The sequence below is a fragment of the Pseudomonas fluorescens genome, assembly GCF_902497855.1.
In the GTDB taxonomy this organism is placed as follows: Bacteria; Pseudomonadota; Gammaproteobacteria; order Pseudomonadales; family Pseudomonadaceae; genus Aquipseudomonas; species Aquipseudomonas fluorescens_BI.
Map to the genome: position 1 here is coordinate 158,037 of NZ_CABVHU010000009.1, position 16,199 is coordinate 174,235.

The following is a 16,199-nucleotide window of genomic DNA, read 5'->3' on the forward strand; positions in this document are numbered from 1 at the left end:
TGCCTGCTGAGTGCCAAAACCAGAAATGCCCTCGACGGCAGTCTGCCGTGAGGGCCTTTTACTGCCGCCATGGATAGGCTATGCCGTCATCGAGGGGTTACCGATGGGCGCAGCGGATGAAGCGCGGACCTTGGGACAACGCTCATCTTCCTTGATCATGTCCGCGGCTTTTTCGGCGATCATCATCGCCGGGGCGTTGGTGTTGCCCGAGATCAGCGTCGGCATGATCGACGCATCGACCACCCGTAGCCCTTCGATGCCGTGAACCCGCAGCCGCTCGTCAACCACCGCTTCCGGACCGCTGCCCATTTTGCAGGTGCCTACCGGGTGGAAAATCGAGGAACCGTTGCGGCGCACGAAGTTGAGCATGTCCTCTTCCGTCTGCACCGACACGCCAGGGTTGTACTCTTCGGCGATATAACCGGCCATGGCCTCGCTCGCCGCGAGTTTGCGGGCCATTTTGAAACCGCGAACCATGGTCTGCCGATCTTCTTCGGTGGCCAGGTAGTTGGGCTCGATCCAGGGGGCGTCCTTCGGGTTCTTCGAACGAATCCGCAATTCACCGCGACTGCTCGGGCGCAACTGGCAGACCGACATGGTGAAGCCGGGCCACTTGTGCGGTTTGCCGGCCGTCATGTCCGCACTCAGGGTGCCGAAGTGGAACTGGATATCGGGCGTCTTTTCCTGCTCACGGCTCTTGGCGAACATGCAGCCCTGCTGGATACCCACCGACAGCGGCCCCTTGCGCAAAAAGGCCCACTTCATGCCGATCAGTGCCTGACCCCACAGGGTGCGTAATTGATCGTTGGTGGTGATCGGCTTGGTGCACTTGAACATGATGCGGATCTGCAGGTGATCCTGCAGGTTGCGGCCAACGCCAGGCAGTTCGTGGACGACGTCGATGCCATGTTGCTCCAGCACTTCACGTGGGCCGATCCCGGACAGCTGCAGCAATTGCGGCGATTGCAAAGCACCCGCGCACAGCAGGACTTCCTTGCGTGCCCTGGCCGTTACCGGTTGCCCCGCCCGCTCGTAAGCAACGCCGACCGCGCGCTTGCCACTCATCAACACCTTGCTGGCCTGGGCGTCGGTTTCGACGGTCAGATTCTTGCGGTGGCGGATCGGCTTCAGGTAAGCCTTGGCCGCCGAACAACGCCAACCGTTGCGCGTGGTGAGCTGGAAATAGCCCACCCCTTCCTGCTGCGCCCCATTGAAGTCATCGTTGCGCGGCACCCCGATCTGGTTGGCGCCGCGGATGAAGGCTTCGACCAACTCGTTGGGCTCGCGCAGATCCGACACATGCAACGGGCCGCTGCCGCCGTGATAGGCGCTTTCGCCGCGCTCGTTGCATTCCATTTTCTTGAAGTACGGCAACACGTGGCTCCAGCCCCAACCCTGGTTGCCCTGCGCTTGCCAATGGTCATAGTCCTGCGATTGCCCACGGATGTAGACCAGGCCATTGATCGAGCTGCAGCCGCCCAGGGTCTTGCCCCGTGGCCAGTAGATCGGACGGTTGTCCAGCGCGGGCACCGGCTCGGTATGGAAGGACCAGTTATAGGTCGGGTTGAACATGGTCTTGCCATAGCCGATCGGCAGGTGAATCCAGAAGTGCCGGTCGTTCGGGCCCGCTTCGAGCAGCAGGACAGTGTGTTTTGCGCCTTCGCTGAGACGGTTGGCCAGGGCGCATCCGGCTGAGCCTGCGCCCACCACGATGTAATCGTATTCAGGTCCGTTCACGGGTGTTCTCCTCGCTTGGTGGCCGGCAGCGCCCTGCACTGCCCGCCTTCGTTGGGTGAAAGCGGGCGACTGCAGGCACCTCACTGTTGCAGCCTTATTGTTTTCCGGAGCCGAGGCAGGGCCTCAGTTGAAGTCCACCGCAACCCCTGGAGGGGGCGAGTAACCCAGGTCACCACGGGCCACCACCGCTTCGCGGCCACCGTTGAGCGCCAGCAGCTCGGCCTGACGTTTTCTGGCGCGGGCATCCACGTCTTTCGGAATGCAGACGGTTTCCAACTTCGCGCGGTACTCGGCGACCAGCGCCTCGTTACCCGGGATCTGCGCCAGGTTGAGCAACTCTTCCGGGTCTTCCAGCAGATCGAACAGATGCGGCGGGTAATCGACGTAGTGAACGTACTTGTAGCGGTCGTCGCGGATCATGAAGGCACCGGTAGCCGAGCCCATGCCGTGGTATTCGGCAAAGGCCAGACGGTCGCCATCGGGCTGGTTGGCCAGCTTGAACAGGGATTCGCCCGACAGGGTTTTCTCCTCTTCGGTGGGCGCAATGCCGACCGCTTCGAGAATGGTCGGGTAGACGTCGATGTGGGTAATCGGGGTCTTCTTCAAGGCGCCCGCCGGGATGCCGTCACCGGAGATGATCAGCGGTACGCCAACGGCTTCTTCGAACATCGTCGACTTGCCCCACAGCCCCCGGCTGCCCAGGTTGTCGCCGTGGTCGCTGGTGTAGATAATCCGGGTGTCGTCGCGCAGGCCGCTGCCTTCAAGGGCGCTCATCACCTTGCCAATGTTCTCGTCGAGGAAGCTGACCAGGCCGTAGTAGCCCGCCAGGGCGCGACGCACCTTGTCTTCGGTGTCGAAGAATTCGTCATAGGCAAAGCTTGAGGCGTAGTCCTTGATGAACGGATGGTTCGGGCGCTCGGCCTTGTCGTACAGCTTCGGCCAAGGCAGGTTGTCATCCAGGTAGTAGCGATAGAAATGCTCGGGCGGCGCAGTCAGCGGGAAGTGCGGAGCGACGAAAGACACGAACAGCACCCAGGGCTTGTCCTGGTGTTTCGGCGCTTCTTCACGCAACCAGGTCTGTGCCAGCGCAGCGATGTTGCGGTCGTACAGGGTGTAGGACGACTCACCCGGACCGGCCTGCCCGGCCATTTTCCAGGCACCGCCGCGACGCGGCAGGTCTTCGCGAACCAGGCCCATCAGGTCGCCTTTGCCTTCGATGACATGCATCGGCACGATTTCCTGGCTGAAACCGTTGTCGTCATCGATGGAGCGGAAGTGCAGCTTGCCGATCGAGACGCAGTGCTGCCCTTCGTCGCGAACCCGGTGGTGCCAACTGGTCACGGAACCATCGTAGGGGTCGGCGTTGTCCCAGAAGCCCATCTGGTGGATGTAACGGCCGGTGGCGAAGGTCGCACGGGCCGGAATGCACACCGGAGAGTTGCAATAGGCCGAGGTGAAGCGGGTACCGGTGGCGGCGATGGCGTCCAGGTTCGGTGTCTTGACGAAATCATTGCCATAGCAGCCGAGGGCTTTAGGGTTATGTTCATCGGACATGAACACGATGAGGTTCTTGGCTTTAGTCATTTTGCTCTCCAAAGCTAGGTAGCTACGTAGCTTTTCCCAGGGAAATTTTTTTTACAGGTCCAGCACCAGCGTCGAGCTCTTGGAACGGGAACAGCAGATCAGCAGGTGCTCCTGTTTCTCGTCGTCACTGAGGATGAAGTCGCGGTGGTCGACCTCGCCGTCGATGAAGCGGGTCTTGCAGGTACCGCAAATACCGGCCTCGCAAGAGGTCTCGCACGGCAGGCCGGCTTCACGCAGGACCTGCGCAATGCTCTTGCTATCCGGTACATCAAGGGTCTGGCCGCTGCGGGCCAGGGTGATCCGGAATTCACCTTCACTGGCGGTGCTGGCGCTTGGCGGCGGTACCGGTGCAGCAAAGTGTTCGAAGTGCACCGTGCCTGCCGGCCAATGCTCGGCCGCCGCCTTGACGCCGGCCATCAGGCCGCCTGGGCCACAGCAATACAGATGCGTACCGGGCTCGTGGTGCATCAGCAGTTCGCGGATGTCCAGGCGACGGGCCGGATCACCTCCGTCGTAGTGGATGACTACGTGCTTGCCGAGCAGGGACGACAGGCGCTCCTTGAACGCGGTGCGCTCAGGCGTCTCGCCACAGTAGTAAAGAATGTATTCAGCGCCGCTCGCTTCAAAATGCTCGAGCATCGCCATCATCGGCGTCACGCCAATGCCGCCGCCGATCAACAGGTGCCGCTGCGCTTGGTCGACGACAGGGAAATGGTTGCGTGGTTCGGATATCTGCAGCAGATCGCCTGCCTTCACGTTGCTGTGCAGGCTGCGCGAACCGCCGCGACCATCGACAACGTTCAATACGCCAACCACATACCGGTCCCGCTCTTGCGGGCTGTTGCACAAGGAGTACTGACGAATGAAACCGCCGGGCAGGTGCACGTCGATATGCGCACCCGCGGTGAAAGGAGGCAGCGGTTTGCCTGCCGGATCGACGAACTCGAAGGTGTTGATACCAGCCGCCTGGTTCTCGATGCACCGTACTTTGACTGTTTGCATGCTGCGCCTCGATCTTTTTTGTTGTCTGGGCGATGAGTCGTCAGTGGGTCGGGCCTGACCTGGCCAGGCCCGACCACCCTATCAACCCTTGCGGGAGAGCTGCTGATCGTCGAGCTCATCGAGACGCTGGCGCACATAGGCGTCGCGCTCGCTGGCCGGGAAACGGTCAGCGTCTTTCATCACACCGATGACCTTGCGGTTGATTTCCATCAGCAATTCGCGATCGTCACGGGCCGGGTCACGGGGGATTTTCAGCACCGAGTCCTGGGAGTACATGGCCAGCGGGTCATCGCTGTTGAGGTCGGCACGTCCCACCGGCTTGCCTTCGGCCAGCTTGCGCGCAGCATCGCGCAGCAGCTTGCGGCACAGGTAGACACCGATGTCCGAACGACCCGGGTGTTCCATGCCGTGAATCGCGATTGGGCGCTGGCTGACCAGTGCTTCCCAGTCGCCCGGTGCACGCTGGCCTTCTTCATAGGTGCGGCTGCCGGTCTGCCCTTCGAGGAAGTCGATCTTGTCGACGCCACAATCTTCTTTGCAGCCCAGATGACGCGGGTCCACTTCATCGTTGAAATGGCGCCAGCCGAACAGGATGGTGTTGGTGTCGTCCACCGGCACATGCCAGCGGCTCATGGCGACAGTGGAGTGACGCTCTTCGGCCGCCGACGGCACCAGCGAGCCGATCTGGCACAGGTGCGGGAACGTCATTTCGGTGATGCGGGTCCACACCTTGTCTTCGCCTACGCGACGCCCGGCGACGAATGCAACGCCGTTGCCATCACGGGTCGGCTCCCAATGCATGACCGGCATGTCACCGAAGCCTTCCAGGGAAACACCGGCGGAGGTCGCTGCGTCCACGCCTTCTACCGTCATGTTGTTATGCAGCACCGCCGTGTGCATGTGGTCCATGATGTTCTCGAACACCTGCAGCCAGTTGCAGGGGTAGACGTTGGAGAACGCCACCAGCTCGGTACCGGCCGGCTGGGTGAAGGATTCATACTCAGGGAACTTCGGCTTCTGATCCGGTGGGCCCATGTAGGCGAACACCAAACCGTGGCGTTCGAACGCCGGGTAAGCGGGCTGGCAGATGCTCTCTTTGAGCTTGCTGCCTTCCGGCTCGCAAGGGGTTTCCATCAGCGTACCGTCTACGCCCCACTTCCAGCCGTGGTAGCAGCAACGAATGCCGTTTTCCTGGATGATGCCGAATTCCAGCGAAGCGCCGCGGTGGGCGCAGTGGCGATGCAGCACACCGATCTGACCGCTACGGTCACGGAACGCCACCAGGTCTTCACCGAGAATGCGGATGGCCTTTGGCAGTTGGCCCAGCTCCTCGGACAGGCAGACCGGGTGCCAGAAACGGCGCATGTACTCGCCCATTTCGGTGCCTGGGCCGACACGGGTCAGCTCGGCATCTTCAGTCGGGATGATGTTGTAGTGGTAGCCACCGAAAGGGATGTTCTGCGCTTTACCATCTGCACGGCTCATGGTTCGATCCTCATCATTACTATTGTTTTTAGGGTAAGCATCACGTCACGGACTAAATGGAACTTGCCTGGCTGACGAAGCGAGTCTGCAAGTAAGCATCCAGTCCTTCAGGGCCACCTTCGTGGCCGATACCGCTTTGTTTGGTGCCGCTGATGGGCGCATCTGCCAAAGCGGGGGTAAAGCAGTTGATGCCGATCCAGCCGGCATCGAAGCCTTCACTAACCGCAGCGGCACGCTTGATCGAGTGAGTGAAGGCGTAGGCCGCCAGGCCGAAATCCACACCGTTGGCGCGCTGCATGACTTCATCGAAGTCGTTGAACGGCATGATCGGCGCGACCGGGCAGAACGGTTCCTCATGCAGAATGCGCGACTGCGCATCCAGATCGGTCAGCACCGTTGGCTGAAAGAAATAACCGCGATCAAACATCCGGCTGCCACCGGCGGCGACCGTGGCGCCTCGCGCTTTGGCATCGGCAACCAGGTCCATCGTCGACTCCAGGCGGCGAGCGTTGGCCAGCGGGCCCATGCTGATGCCGGCTTCGAGGCCATTGCCGACTTTCACTGCATTGGCGAACTCGACAAAGTGACGGGTGAATTCTTCATAAACCCGCTCATGCACGAAGAAGCGGCTGGCCGATACGCAGACCTGGCCGGCATTGCGGAACTTGAAGCCGGCACAGGCACGAGCCACGGCCTGCACATCCACGTCGTCGAACACCACCACTGGCGAATGTCCGCCCAGCTCCATGGTGACGGGCTTGAGTTGCTTCGCTGCCAGGGTGCTGAGCAGACGCCCGACAGACACCGAACCCGTGAACGAAACCTTGCGGGTAATCGGCGATGCAATCAGCCGATCGGACACCTGACTCGGTTCGCCGAACAGCATGTTGATCACCCCCTTGGGCAAACCGGCATCGATGAAGGCGCGGATGACACCGACACAGACACCGGGGGTTTCCTCGGCGGGCTTGACGACCACCGAGCAGCCGGCAGCCAGGGCCGCAGCCACCTTGCGCGCCACCAGTACGGCCGGGAAGTTCCAGGGGGCAAAGGCCGCGACCGGACCGATCGGGCGCTTCACGGTGGTCTGCACCAGTTCAGGCTGACGCGGTGGCAGCAGACGGCCGTAGGCACGCTTGCCCTCCTCCGCACACCATTTGATGGTCTCGACCACCCGGTCGATCTCGCCCCGGGCGTCAGCCAACGGCTTGCCGTTTTCCAGGGTGAGTACGTGAGCCAGGTTTTCGCGGCGCACCTGGATCAAGTCGGCGGCACGATTCATCACCACCTGACGATCCCAGGCCGAGACAGTGCGCCAGATGTCGAAACCTTCCTGCGACGACGCCAGCGCGTCCGCAATGTCCTGCTCGTTCGCCAGCGGAAGATGGGCCAGTACTTCTTCAGTAGCGGGGTTGACCACCGGGAGGGTGCGACGACCCTCGCCAGCGCGCCATTGACCGTCGATATACAGACCGAGCTCTACGTCATACATGGATCTTGCTCCTGCTGGTTGTCTGAGCGGTGAACCGAGGGCGGGTAACACCTTTGTGCGCGTTGTTGTTTTCAACCTTTCCAAAACTATATAGCTATAGTTCTATAGCTGTCAAACAGTTCACGCTCAGATTCTTTCGCAGCCTCGACAGACGGCCGAACACCTTTCGGCAGCGCGCTATATAAAAGGGGGTTACGTCGGAGGAATATCGAACGATGGATGCAGCCTTGGGCCGGCATGCATATCGGAATAAAGGGTTGCGGTTGTACGCTCACTATCCAAGCGGACCATGCACCAACAACAGGGCTCTCCTAAGCTCTTAAAAACCCCGCTCGTCCCCAACAAGGAACACCTGCCATGAGCAAAAAAAGAACAAACAATCAGCTCATAGTCGTCCCACCGCGTAAAACGACTCCGGACAAGGCCACCAGGAAGGAGTCGCTGTTCGCACGATTGGCACGCCTGGCAACAAACAGCGCCCGGGTCGTCGCGGCCAGTGCTGAACTGACCACCCAACTGGCTTCAATCGGCGTTGGCACTTCGAAGATCGAGCCTGAGAAAGGTGATCGGCGTTTCACCCACCCGGCCTGGCGCGAACATCCGGGTTACCGCCGTCTGGGTCAGGCCTATCTGGCCTGGTCACGCAGTGTCAACGGCCTGGCCGATCGACTCGACACACCGGATTGGCGTACCCGGGAGCAACTGCGCTTTGCCCTTGATCTATGGACCAGTGCCGCCGCACCGACCAATACCCTGCTGGGTAATCCGGCGGCGTTGCAAAAAGCCTTCGATTCGGGCGGAACCAGCCTGCTGCGAGGGAGCAAAAACTGGCTCCACGACGTGCTGCATAATCGCGGCATGCCTACTCAGGTGGACGCCAGCGGCTTTAAAGTCGGCGAGAACCTGGGGGTCACCCCAGGTTCGGTGGTGTATCGCTGCGAGGTGTTCGAGCTGATCGAGTATCACCCGGTCACCGCCACGGTGCGTGAGCGTCCGGTGCTGCTGGTGCCGCCGATGATCGGCAAGTACTACTTCCTCGACATGGCGCCGGGACGCAGCTTTATCGAATACGCGGTCAGTCGCGGCTTGCACTTCTTCACGATCAGTTGGCGCAACCCGAACCCTGAACACGCCGCATGGAATCTCGACACCTACGCCGCCGCCGTGCTTGAAGCGCTGGAGGTGGTGCGCGAGATTGCCGATGGCGCCGAAGTGAATGCCCATGGCATCTGTGCCGGAGGCTTCATTCTCAGCGCGGCCCTGAACCACAGTGTGGCTCAGGGCAAGTGCCCGGTGAACGCCGCGTCCTTTGGTGTGATGTTATTGGACTTCGATTATCCGATGCCCCTCGGCGCGTATTCGCCGGCCCCCTTGCTGAAGCTGGTCCGTCAGAAATCCACCAGGTCCGGCGTGATGAGTTCGAGCGACATGGCCGCGGCTTTTGCCTGGTTGCGTCCTAACGACCTGGTGTGGAATTACTGGCACAACAATTACCTGATGGGTCAATCGCCACCCGCGATCGATGTGATGGCCTGGAATGCCGATGGCACTCGCATGCCGGCGGCGTTGCACAGCCAGTTCCTCGATGTGTTCCGCGACAACGCCCTGGTCGACGGGCCGTTGACCGTGCTCGGCTCACCCTTCGAGGCGGGCGCTATCGACTGCGACAGCTATTTCATGGCGGCAGAGGGGGACCATGTAACCCCCTGGAAAGGCTGTTACCAGTCGGCCCAGCTATTTGGTGGCAAGCGCAGCTTCGTGCTCAGCAACGCGGGGCATATCGCCAGCCTGATCAACTCACTGAGCAACCCCAAGTCACGCCACTTCACTGGTCCGGCGCAGGCATTGGACGCAGATGACTGGTTGGCGCAGGCCAGCGAGCACTCCGGCACCTGGTGGACACATTGGGCTGACTGGGTGACCGAACGCGCCGGAGCGGAACGCCCGGCACCGACAATGGCCGGGCGCAAACGCCATGCTGAACTGGAGCCGGCTCCAGGGCGCTACGTCCATGAGTGAGAAAACAAGACGTGGCACCGATGGACAGGGAAACGTCACCTTCAAACACTTCCGCACGGCCCGTCGATACCTAACAATCTCCTTTCCTGCAGCGTAAAAACAAAAAGTAGAAATCAGCGCCCAACCGACGGCACATCATGTTTGGGTACAAGGAGAGACGACCCATGGGCACCCCGCTCCGCATCAACGAAGCACTTTTGATTGCCGGCCACGCACTCGAACCTTTTCAATGCATCGCCTGGGCTCCGCAAGACGGTAATGGCGACCTGAGCCTGACCGTCATCGACCGGGCCAGCACGCGCATTTGTCGCAAACAGATTCCAAGCAGTGCCTATTCCGACCCGGCGCAGCTGGAAAGCCTGCTGGAACAGGTGCGCGCCGAGTTGAACCAGGGGGGCTACACGCTGCCATCCTGGACAATGCCAGGGTAAGAGGCGGTTGCTGTTCGCTCATATTCACTCCCCATTTTTCGCAATGAACATGGGGAGTTTTACTCAATGCAAATCTCCAGATGTCAGCGCCTTTCGGTGCAGATTCACCAGCCCCGAGTGAACGGCGGGCGTCGATTCAAGGCTATCCCCCACCTCTAACCACCGCACCGCATTCAGCCCACGTGTTTGGCGGGGTAGCGGGTGTCACCGGTTGTAGGGAAAAAGCGGCTCGCCTGGCACTGGCACTGGCAGCCTGCTAACGCCTTAAGCTAATAACTAAAAAGTATTTATTGGATGTTTTTTAGATCATTTACATTCAGCTCATGAATGCCTCGGTGTTGCCAGACAAACAGCAACGCTATTGTTGCTCAGGCAACAGTCGCTCAACAGTTAATGGCCCCGACAACAGCAGTCGAGACTAAACAATAGATTAACTTATTGTTTTTTATAGCTATTTAACACTGGAACAGCTTTTGCTCTGATGGCTGCACCTTCCGCAATTCGAACAGGAACAGACGCCATGAGCACTCCACTTACCTGCGGAAAACAGCCTGAGGAACAGCCTGTGACCGCCATCCCTACATCCAGACTTGAAACCCCGCTGCAGGTCGCCCGCACGCTCGCCGCCGAGTTTTCCCGAACCGCCGCCGAACGCGACCATCTGGGCGGCACGCCGAAGGCCGAGCGTGACGAACTGCGCCGCAGCGGCCTGCTGGCCATGAAAATCGACCAGCAATACGGTGGCCTTGGCGCCAGCTGGAGCGACACCCTGGAAGTGGTGCGCGAGTTCGCCAGGGTCGACAGCTCGATTGCCCATGTGTTCGGCTTCCAGCATCTGATGCTGGCCACGGTGCGCCTGTTTTCCCGGCCTGAACAGTGGCAGCCCTGGTTCGAACAGACCGCGCGCAACAACTGGTTCTGGGGCAACGCCCTTAACCCTCTGGACACCCGCACCCTGTCGAAAAAGCTCGCCGGCTGGCGCGAATTTTCCGGGCGCAAGAGTTTCTGCTCGGGCTCCGCCGATTCGGAAATGCTGATTGCCTCGGCGCTGGACGAATCCACCAGCGGCAAACTGTTGATCGCCGCCATTCCCAGCCACCGCACCGGCATCACCTTGCATGGCGACTGGGACAATATCGGCCAACGGCAGACCGACAGCGGTAGCGCCACCTTCGAGCGGGTCCGCGTGGAGGAGAATGAATTGCTGCTCGATCCCGGCCCGCTGAGCACGCCCTTTGCCTGTCTGCGTCCGCTGATAGCCCAACTGACCTTCGTCAATATCTTCCTCGGTATCGCCGAGGGCGCGTTCGAAGAAGCTCGCAACTACACCCTCAAGGAAACGCGCCCCTGGTTCAAGGCCAACGTCAGCCAGGCCAATCAAGACCCCTACGTCCTGCGCCATTACGGCGAATTCTGGGTCGGACTGGAAAGCGTGCGCCTGCTCACTGAACGCGCCAACGCCTTGCTCGACAAAGCCTGGAGCAAAGAGCACCGGCTAGGCGCCGAGGAGCGTGGCCAACTGGCTTTGGCCATTGCCACCGCCAAGGTCGCGGCCACCCGCACCGGCCTGGACCTGACCAGCAGCCTGTTCGAAGTGACCGGCGCCCGCGCCACCCATGCCGCGCTGCGCCTTGATCGTCACTGGCGCAACCTGCGCACCCAGACCCTACACGACCCCGTGGACTACAAGCTCCATGAACTGGGTGACTGGGCGCTCAACACGGCGCTGCCCACTCCGTCCTTTTATTCATAGGCCCGACCATGCAATTACTCACGCTGCCGCCCTCACCCGCCCTGGCGACCTCGATACGCGCCACCGCGCAAGTCTTCGAAGATCCGAAATCACAGGCGCTGCTGGCGCACCTGCAACAGGTCGCGCCCAGTGATGCCAGCGTGTTGATTATCGGTGAAACCGGTACAGGCAAGGAGCTGGTGGCGCGACACCTGCACAACCTGAGCGCCCGTCACAACAAGCCGTTTATCGCAGTCAACTGCGGTGCCTTTTCCGAAAGCCTGGTGGAGGCCGAACTGTTCGGCCACGAAAAAGGCGCCTTCACCGGCGCCCTGAGCGCCAAGGCCGGCTGGTTCGAAGAAGCCAACGGCGGCACGCTGTTCCTCGACGAGATCGGCGACCTGCCGATGCCGATCCAGGTCAAGTTGCTGCGGGTGCTGCAGGAGCGTGAAGTGGTTCGCCTGGGTTCACGCAAAAGCATCCCCATTGATGTAAGGGTGCTGGCTGCGACCAACGTGCAGCTGGAAAAAGCCATCAACGCCGGGCACTTTCGCGAGGACCTGTATTACCGGCTGAACGTGGTCAGCCTGGAACTCAGCCCGTTGCGCGAGCGGCCGGGCGACATCCTGCCGCTGATCCGTCACTTCATCGCCGTATACAGTCAGCGGCTGGGCTATGGCGAAGTGGTGATGGATGCCGAAGCCGAACGCAAACTGGTGAATTATTCATGGCCGGGCAATATTCGCGAGCTGGAAAACGTCATACACCACACCCTGCTGATCTGCCGTAATAATCTGATCCGCGTCCAGGACTTGCACCTGTCCAACCTGCGTATCGACCGCCAGGAAGCCAGTAACACCGTCCAGGACGACAGTGCCGACGCCCGATTGCAGCAAGCCTTCCAGAAGCTGTTCGAGGAAGAAAGCGGCGCCCTGCATGAACGGGTCGAGGAAGCGCTGGTGCGCGCGGCCTATCGCTTCTGCCATTACAACCAGGTGCACACCGCCAGCCTGCTGGGGCTGAGCCGCAACGTCACCCGCTCCATGTTGATCAAGATCGGTGAGCTGGTGGTGAACAAACGCCGTCCGGCACAAGACGGCCAGGGCGTCAAAGTGGTTAACCTGTCGATCTGAACTGCGACAGGCTCATCCCTGGCTCAATGAGCAGCGCCAGGGATTATCAGCCCTGTGCACCGTCAAGCCGCATCTCCTGTGCCACCGGTGCCGCCCCCCAGGTAGAAATCCTGAATATCGCTGCGCGCAGCCAACTGCTCGGCCGTGCCTTCGCTGACGACCCGGCCGCTTTCCAGCACGTAGCCGTACCGGGCATAACGCAGGGCCAGGTTGATGTTCTGCTCGGCAATCAAAAAGCTCACGCCATCGCGCTGATTGAGCTGGTGGATAATCTCGAAGATCTCCTCGACAATCTGCGGCGCCAGCCCCATCGAAGGCTCGTCCAGCAACACCAGTTGTGGCCGGGCCATCAGCGCCCGGCCAAGCGCAACCATCTGTTGTTCACCGCCAGAGGTGTAACCGGCCAGGCTTTTGCGCCGCAGCTTGAGTCGCGGAAACTGGCTGTAGATACGTTCCAGGTCAGCCTTGAGTTGCCCACGGGACACCTGACGCGCAAAGGCGCCCGTCAGCAGGTTTTCCTCCACGGTCAGTTGGGCAAAACAATGCCGGCCTTCCAGCACCTGCACCAGTCCGCTGGCCACCAGGCTATGGGGCGTACTGCGCGTGACATCCTGGCCTCGATATAGAATCCGCCCCTGCACCACCTCGCCCCGCTCGGCCCTCAACAGATTGGACGCGGCCTTCAACGTGGTGCTTTTGCCGGCACCGTTGGCCCCCAGCAACACCACGATCTGGCCTTGCGGCACCACCAGGGATACCCCGCGCACGGCGAGGATTGCCTGGTCATAAAGGACTTCAATCGCGTCGATCTGCAAGATCGGTACTGGGTTCATGCTGTTCTCTCCAAGTAAGCCGAGCATCCTGTAGGAGCTGGCTTGCCAGCGATGGACTTAAATGCGCCGCGTTAACCCAGGAAACACGTGTTTTCGTTAACGATCTTCGCTGGCAAGCCAGCTCCTACATGGGCCGCGTTGACCCAGGAAACACGGGTTTTCGTTAACGATCTTCGCTGGCAAGCCAGCTCCTATATGGGCCGCGTTGACCCAGGAAACACGTGTTTTCGTTAACGATCTTCGCTGCGGTGCGACGATCCGACAAGCCAGCTCCTACACATAATTAGCTGTCCTGGGTGCAATCGCGCGGCGTGATGCCCTTTTCCCTGGCGTACTGGTGCGACGAGGCTTCAATGATCGGCCTGAGCAAGGCACGGTCGGCCTGCACCCAGTCACTGATCAGTTTCCACTGGCTGCCATCCCACTGCTGGAAGCGCACCGCCCCGCCCCCTTCATGGTCCGAGCACGACAGCTGCAAGGGTTGCACCAGGCCCAGCGCACCCAGCTCCTCGAGGCGGGCATCGTCCAGCTTGAGATGCTCGAAACCCCAGCGCACCTGCTCGCCGGTAAGCGGCTGCTTGCCGAATTTTTTCTGGGCAATGCGCACGGCTTCAACGTTGAGAATGCCGTTCACCACCCCGAGGTTGTAATACACGGTGCCAAAGCGTTTCGGATCGGCCAGGTCACCATTGCCCTTGGCCACCACCTGCTGCTGGATACCTTGCAGGACCGGGAAATCAGTGCCCGAAGGGTGCGTGGTGATCGCGATATAGCCTTTGGCGGCGGCACCGGCGGGGGCGGCATCGTCCTCGGAGTTGCTCCAGATGTTGCCGATGATGTGGTCCGCCGGGAAGCCGACCTTCTGCGCGGTTTTCAACGCCACCGGGTTCATCACGCCCCAGCCGCGCAGAATCACCCAGTCGGGTTTTTCCCGGCGAATGTTGAGCCATTGCGACTGCTGCTCGTTGCCTGGATGGGGCACTTCCAGCAGGGTCAGCTTGAACCCGTACTTATCGGCCAGGGTCTGCAACACCTCATTGGTTTCCTTGCCGTAGGGCGAGCCGTGATACAGGGTGACGATCTTCTTGCCCTTGAGCTGGTCCAGGCCACCGGCCTGCTGGCCGATGTAGTTGATGATCGCCGACACTTCGGAGTACGGGTTCAGCTGCAAGGGGAAGGCATAGGGGAATACGCTGCCGTCAGTGGAATCGGTACGGCCGTGGTTGATGGTAATCAGCGGCAGTTTGTCCGCGGTCGAGCGCTCCAGCGTGGCATAGGCAATGCCCACCGACAGCGGATTGGTCGCGGCGGCAGGCGCGCCATTGAGGCCTTTTTTCAGGCGTTCGTAGCACTCCACGCCCTTCTCGACCACGTATTCGGTTTCGCACTCGCTCCAGGTCAGCTTGACGCCGTCGACCCCACCCTTGGCATTGACGTACTTGAGGTAGTCGATAAAACCACCAAAAAACCCGGTACCACCGGCGGCATAAGGACCCACCCGATAGCTCTGCAGCGGGAAGTACTGTTCGTTAGCCGCCTGAGCGGTAAAGGCGGCGCTCAGGCTGATTGCCAGCGCCAGGCCACTGAGTAGAGAACGTTTGGACATCGGTATTTTCCTTATCAGGATTTCGCACGTTTACCGCGGGAGGATCGAAGCGCAGACCCTGCCTGCGCCGTTAGCTCAGTAGCGCAGCGGCCACAACCGGGCGCGCTCGCGAAATGTTTGCCAGAGGCGCGCCAGGCCCTCTGGCTCCTTGACCAGAAACACAATGATCAGGGCGCCAAATGCCATCTTCTGCAGGTTTTCCATTTGCCCGGCATCGATCAGCCCGGCCGGCAACAAGGCCACCAGGTTCGACAGCACCACCGGAAACAGCACGATGAACGCCGCGCCCAGGAAATTGCCGAGGATGCTGCCCAGGCCACCGATAATGATGATGAACAGGATCTGGAACGACCGATTCAGATCGAAACCGTGGGGCTCCACAGTGCCAAGGTAAGTGAAGGCCCACAGCGCTCCGGCCACCCCGAGATAGAAACCGCTGATGGCAAACGCCAGCAGCTTGGTCTTGAGCAACGCAATGCCCATCACCGCGGCGGCCGTGTCCATGTCACGCACGGCCATCCAGTTTCGCCCCAGTTCGCTGCGCACCAGGTTTTTGCCCAGCCAGAACAACGCCACCACCACCCCCAGTGTCAGCAGGTAACGACCCACCGGCGAGTTCAGGTCCACCCCCAGAATCTCCAGGCGCGGTGCGCTGATCACCCCCGAAGCGCTGTTGTTGGAGAACCAGCTGAAGCGGGTCAGCGCCCAGGTCACAAAGAACTGCGCGGCGAGGGTCGACACCAGCAGATAGAAGCCCTTGATCCGCAGGCTGGGCAGGCCGAACAGCACCGCCACCAGCGCAGCCACTCCCCCGCCCAAGGCCATGCTGAGCAACAACGGCGAGCCCGGCACCCGCAATTCAACGTTGTAAGTGGCAAAGGCGCCCACCGCCATGAATGCCGCCGAGCCCAGCGACAACTGCCCGGCATAGCCGGTCAGCAGGTTCAGCCCCAGCCCGGCCAGCGACAGCACCAGGAATGGAATCAGAATGGCGCTGAACCAATAGTCGTTACCCAGATACGGCACACCCACAAAGGCCAACAGCAGCAAGGCAACCAGGCCGTAACGGTCCTGACGCAGGCGAAACACCCGGCGGTCCTGGGCATAGCGAGTACTGAACTGACCGGCTTCCTGATAAAACATCA

General features: G+C 60.8%; 12 protein-coding genes. 4 read left to right on the forward strand and 8 right to left on the reverse strand.

Annotated features, from left to right (window positions below; genetic code table 11):
* Positions 1–78: 78 nt before the first annotated feature.
* The 5 genes from F8N96_RS19020 to F8N96_RS19040 form a co-directional block, all read right to left on the reverse strand.
* Positions 79–1,737, reverse strand: a complete 1,659-nt coding sequence (locus F8N96_RS19020) for a GMC family oxidoreductase (RefSeq protein ID WP_150799097.1) — start codon at positions 1,735–1,737, stop codon at positions 79–81.
* Between the two features lie 123 nt (positions 1,738–1,860).
* The gene (locus tag F8N96_RS19025) at positions 1,861–3,321 is read right to left on the reverse strand and encodes a sulfatase-like hydrolase/transferase (RefSeq protein WP_150799098.1); all 1,461 of its coding nucleotides are present in this window, start codon (positions 3,319–3,321) and stop codon (positions 1,861–1,863) included.
* 51 nt (positions 3,322–3,372) lie between these two features.
* Complete coding sequence (locus F8N96_RS19030; RefSeq protein WP_150799099.1) at positions 3,373–4,323, reverse strand: PDR/VanB family oxidoreductase; 951 nt, start codon at positions 4,321–4,323, stop codon at positions 3,373–3,375.
* Between the two features lie 81 nt (positions 4,324–4,404).
* A complete protein-coding gene (locus tag F8N96_RS19035) occupies positions 4,405–5,808 on the reverse strand; it encodes a Rieske 2Fe-2S domain-containing protein (protein WP_150799100.1) in 1,404 nt (467 codons plus the stop codon).
* A gap of 52 nt (positions 5,809–5,860) precedes the next feature.
* A complete protein-coding gene (locus tag F8N96_RS19040; RefSeq protein ID WP_150799101.1) occupies positions 5,861–7,300 on the reverse strand; it encodes an NAD-dependent succinate-semialdehyde dehydrogenase in 1,440 nt (479 codons plus the stop codon).
* A gap of 357 nt (positions 7,301–7,657) precedes the next feature.
* Here F8N96_RS19040 and F8N96_RS19045 point away from each other — a divergent pair, with 357 nt between their 5' ends.
* The 4 genes from F8N96_RS19045 (at position 7,658) to F8N96_RS19060 (ending at position 12,615) form a co-directional block, all read left to right on the forward strand.
* Positions 7,658–9,319, forward strand: a complete 1,662-nt coding sequence (locus F8N96_RS19045; protein WP_150799102.1) for a PHA/PHB synthase family protein — start codon at positions 7,658–7,660, stop codon at positions 9,317–9,319.
* Between the two features lie 164 nt (positions 9,320–9,483).
* Positions 9,484–9,750 carry a hypothetical protein gene (locus tag F8N96_RS19050; RefSeq protein WP_150799103.1) on the forward strand — a complete coding sequence of 89 codons (267 nt, stop codon included), beginning with the start codon at positions 9,484–9,486 and terminating at the stop codon, positions 9,748–9,750.
* A 565-nt stretch (positions 9,751–10,315) separates the two neighbouring features.
* On the forward strand, positions 10,316–11,503 hold the full coding sequence (locus tag F8N96_RS19055) for an acyl-CoA dehydrogenase family protein (RefSeq protein WP_150799227.1): 1,188 nt from the start codon (positions 10,316–10,318) through the stop codon (positions 11,501–11,503).
* A gap of 8 nt (positions 11,504–11,511) precedes the next feature.
* Complete coding sequence (locus tag F8N96_RS19060; protein ID WP_150799104.1) at positions 11,512–12,615, forward strand: sigma-54 interaction domain-containing protein; 1,104 nt, start codon at positions 11,512–11,514, stop codon at positions 12,613–12,615.
* A 62-nt stretch (positions 12,616–12,677) separates the two neighbouring features.
* On the opposite strand, the gene F8N96_RS19065 is transcribed toward F8N96_RS19060, so the two are convergent.
* The 3 genes from F8N96_RS19065 to F8N96_RS19075 all read right to left on the reverse strand — a co-directional run bounded on the left by F8N96_RS19065 (position 12,678) and on the right by F8N96_RS19075 (position 16,197).
* Entirely contained in the window at positions 12,678–13,448 is a 771-nt protein-coding gene (locus F8N96_RS19065) for an ABC transporter ATP-binding protein (RefSeq protein ID WP_150799105.1), read from the reverse strand.
* Between the two features lie 283 nt (positions 13,449–13,731).
* On the reverse strand, positions 13,732–15,054 hold the full coding sequence (locus F8N96_RS19070; protein ID WP_150799106.1) for an ABC transporter substrate-binding protein: 1,323 nt from the start codon (positions 15,052–15,054) through the stop codon (positions 13,732–13,734).
* 75 nt (positions 15,055–15,129) lie between these two features.
* On the reverse strand, positions 15,130–16,197 hold the full coding sequence (locus tag F8N96_RS19075; RefSeq protein ID WP_150799107.1) for a branched-chain amino acid ABC transporter permease: 1,068 nt from the start codon (positions 16,195–16,197) through the stop codon (positions 15,130–15,132).
* Positions 16,198–16,199: the final 2 nt, after the last annotated feature.

Excerpts from the sequence above, each read along its gene's own strand:
- F8N96_RS19025 (WP_150799098.1), bottom strand. The coding sequence starts at position 3,321 with ATGACTAAAGCCAAGAACCTCATCGTGTTCATGTCCGATGAACATAAC.
- F8N96_RS19030 (WP_150799099.1), bottom strand. The coding sequence starts at position 4,323 with ATGCAAACAGTCAAAGTACGGTGCATCGAGAACCAGGCGGCTGGTATC.
- F8N96_RS19035 (WP_150799100.1), bottom strand. The coding sequence starts at position 5,808 with ATGAGCCGTGCAGATGGTAAAGCGCAGAACATCCCTTTCGGTGGCTAC.
- F8N96_RS19040 (WP_150799101.1), bottom strand. The coding sequence starts at position 7,300 with ATGTATGACGTAGAGCTCGGTCTGTATATCGACGGTCAATGGCGCGCT.
- F8N96_RS19045 (WP_150799102.1), top strand. The coding sequence starts at position 7,658 with ATGAGCAAAAAAAGAACAAACAATCAGCTCATAGTCGTCCCACCGCGT.
- F8N96_RS19050 (WP_150799103.1), top strand. The coding sequence starts at position 9,484 with ATGGGCACCCCGCTCCGCATCAACGAAGCACTTTTGATTGCCGGCCAC.
- F8N96_RS19060 (WP_150799104.1), top strand. The coding sequence starts at position 11,512 with ATGCAATTACTCACGCTGCCGCCCTCACCCGCCCTGGCGACCTCGATA.
- F8N96_RS19065 (WP_150799105.1), bottom strand. The coding sequence starts at position 13,448 with ATGAACCCAGTACCGATCTTGCAGATCGACGCGATTGAAGTCCTTTAT.
- F8N96_RS19070 (WP_150799106.1), bottom strand. The coding sequence starts at position 15,054 with ATGTCCAAACGTTCTCTACTCAGTGGCCTGGCGCTGGCAATCAGCCTG.
- F8N96_RS19075 (WP_150799107.1), bottom strand. The coding sequence starts at position 16,197 with ATGTTTTATCAGGAAGCCGGTCAGTTCAGTACTCGCTATGCCCAGGAC.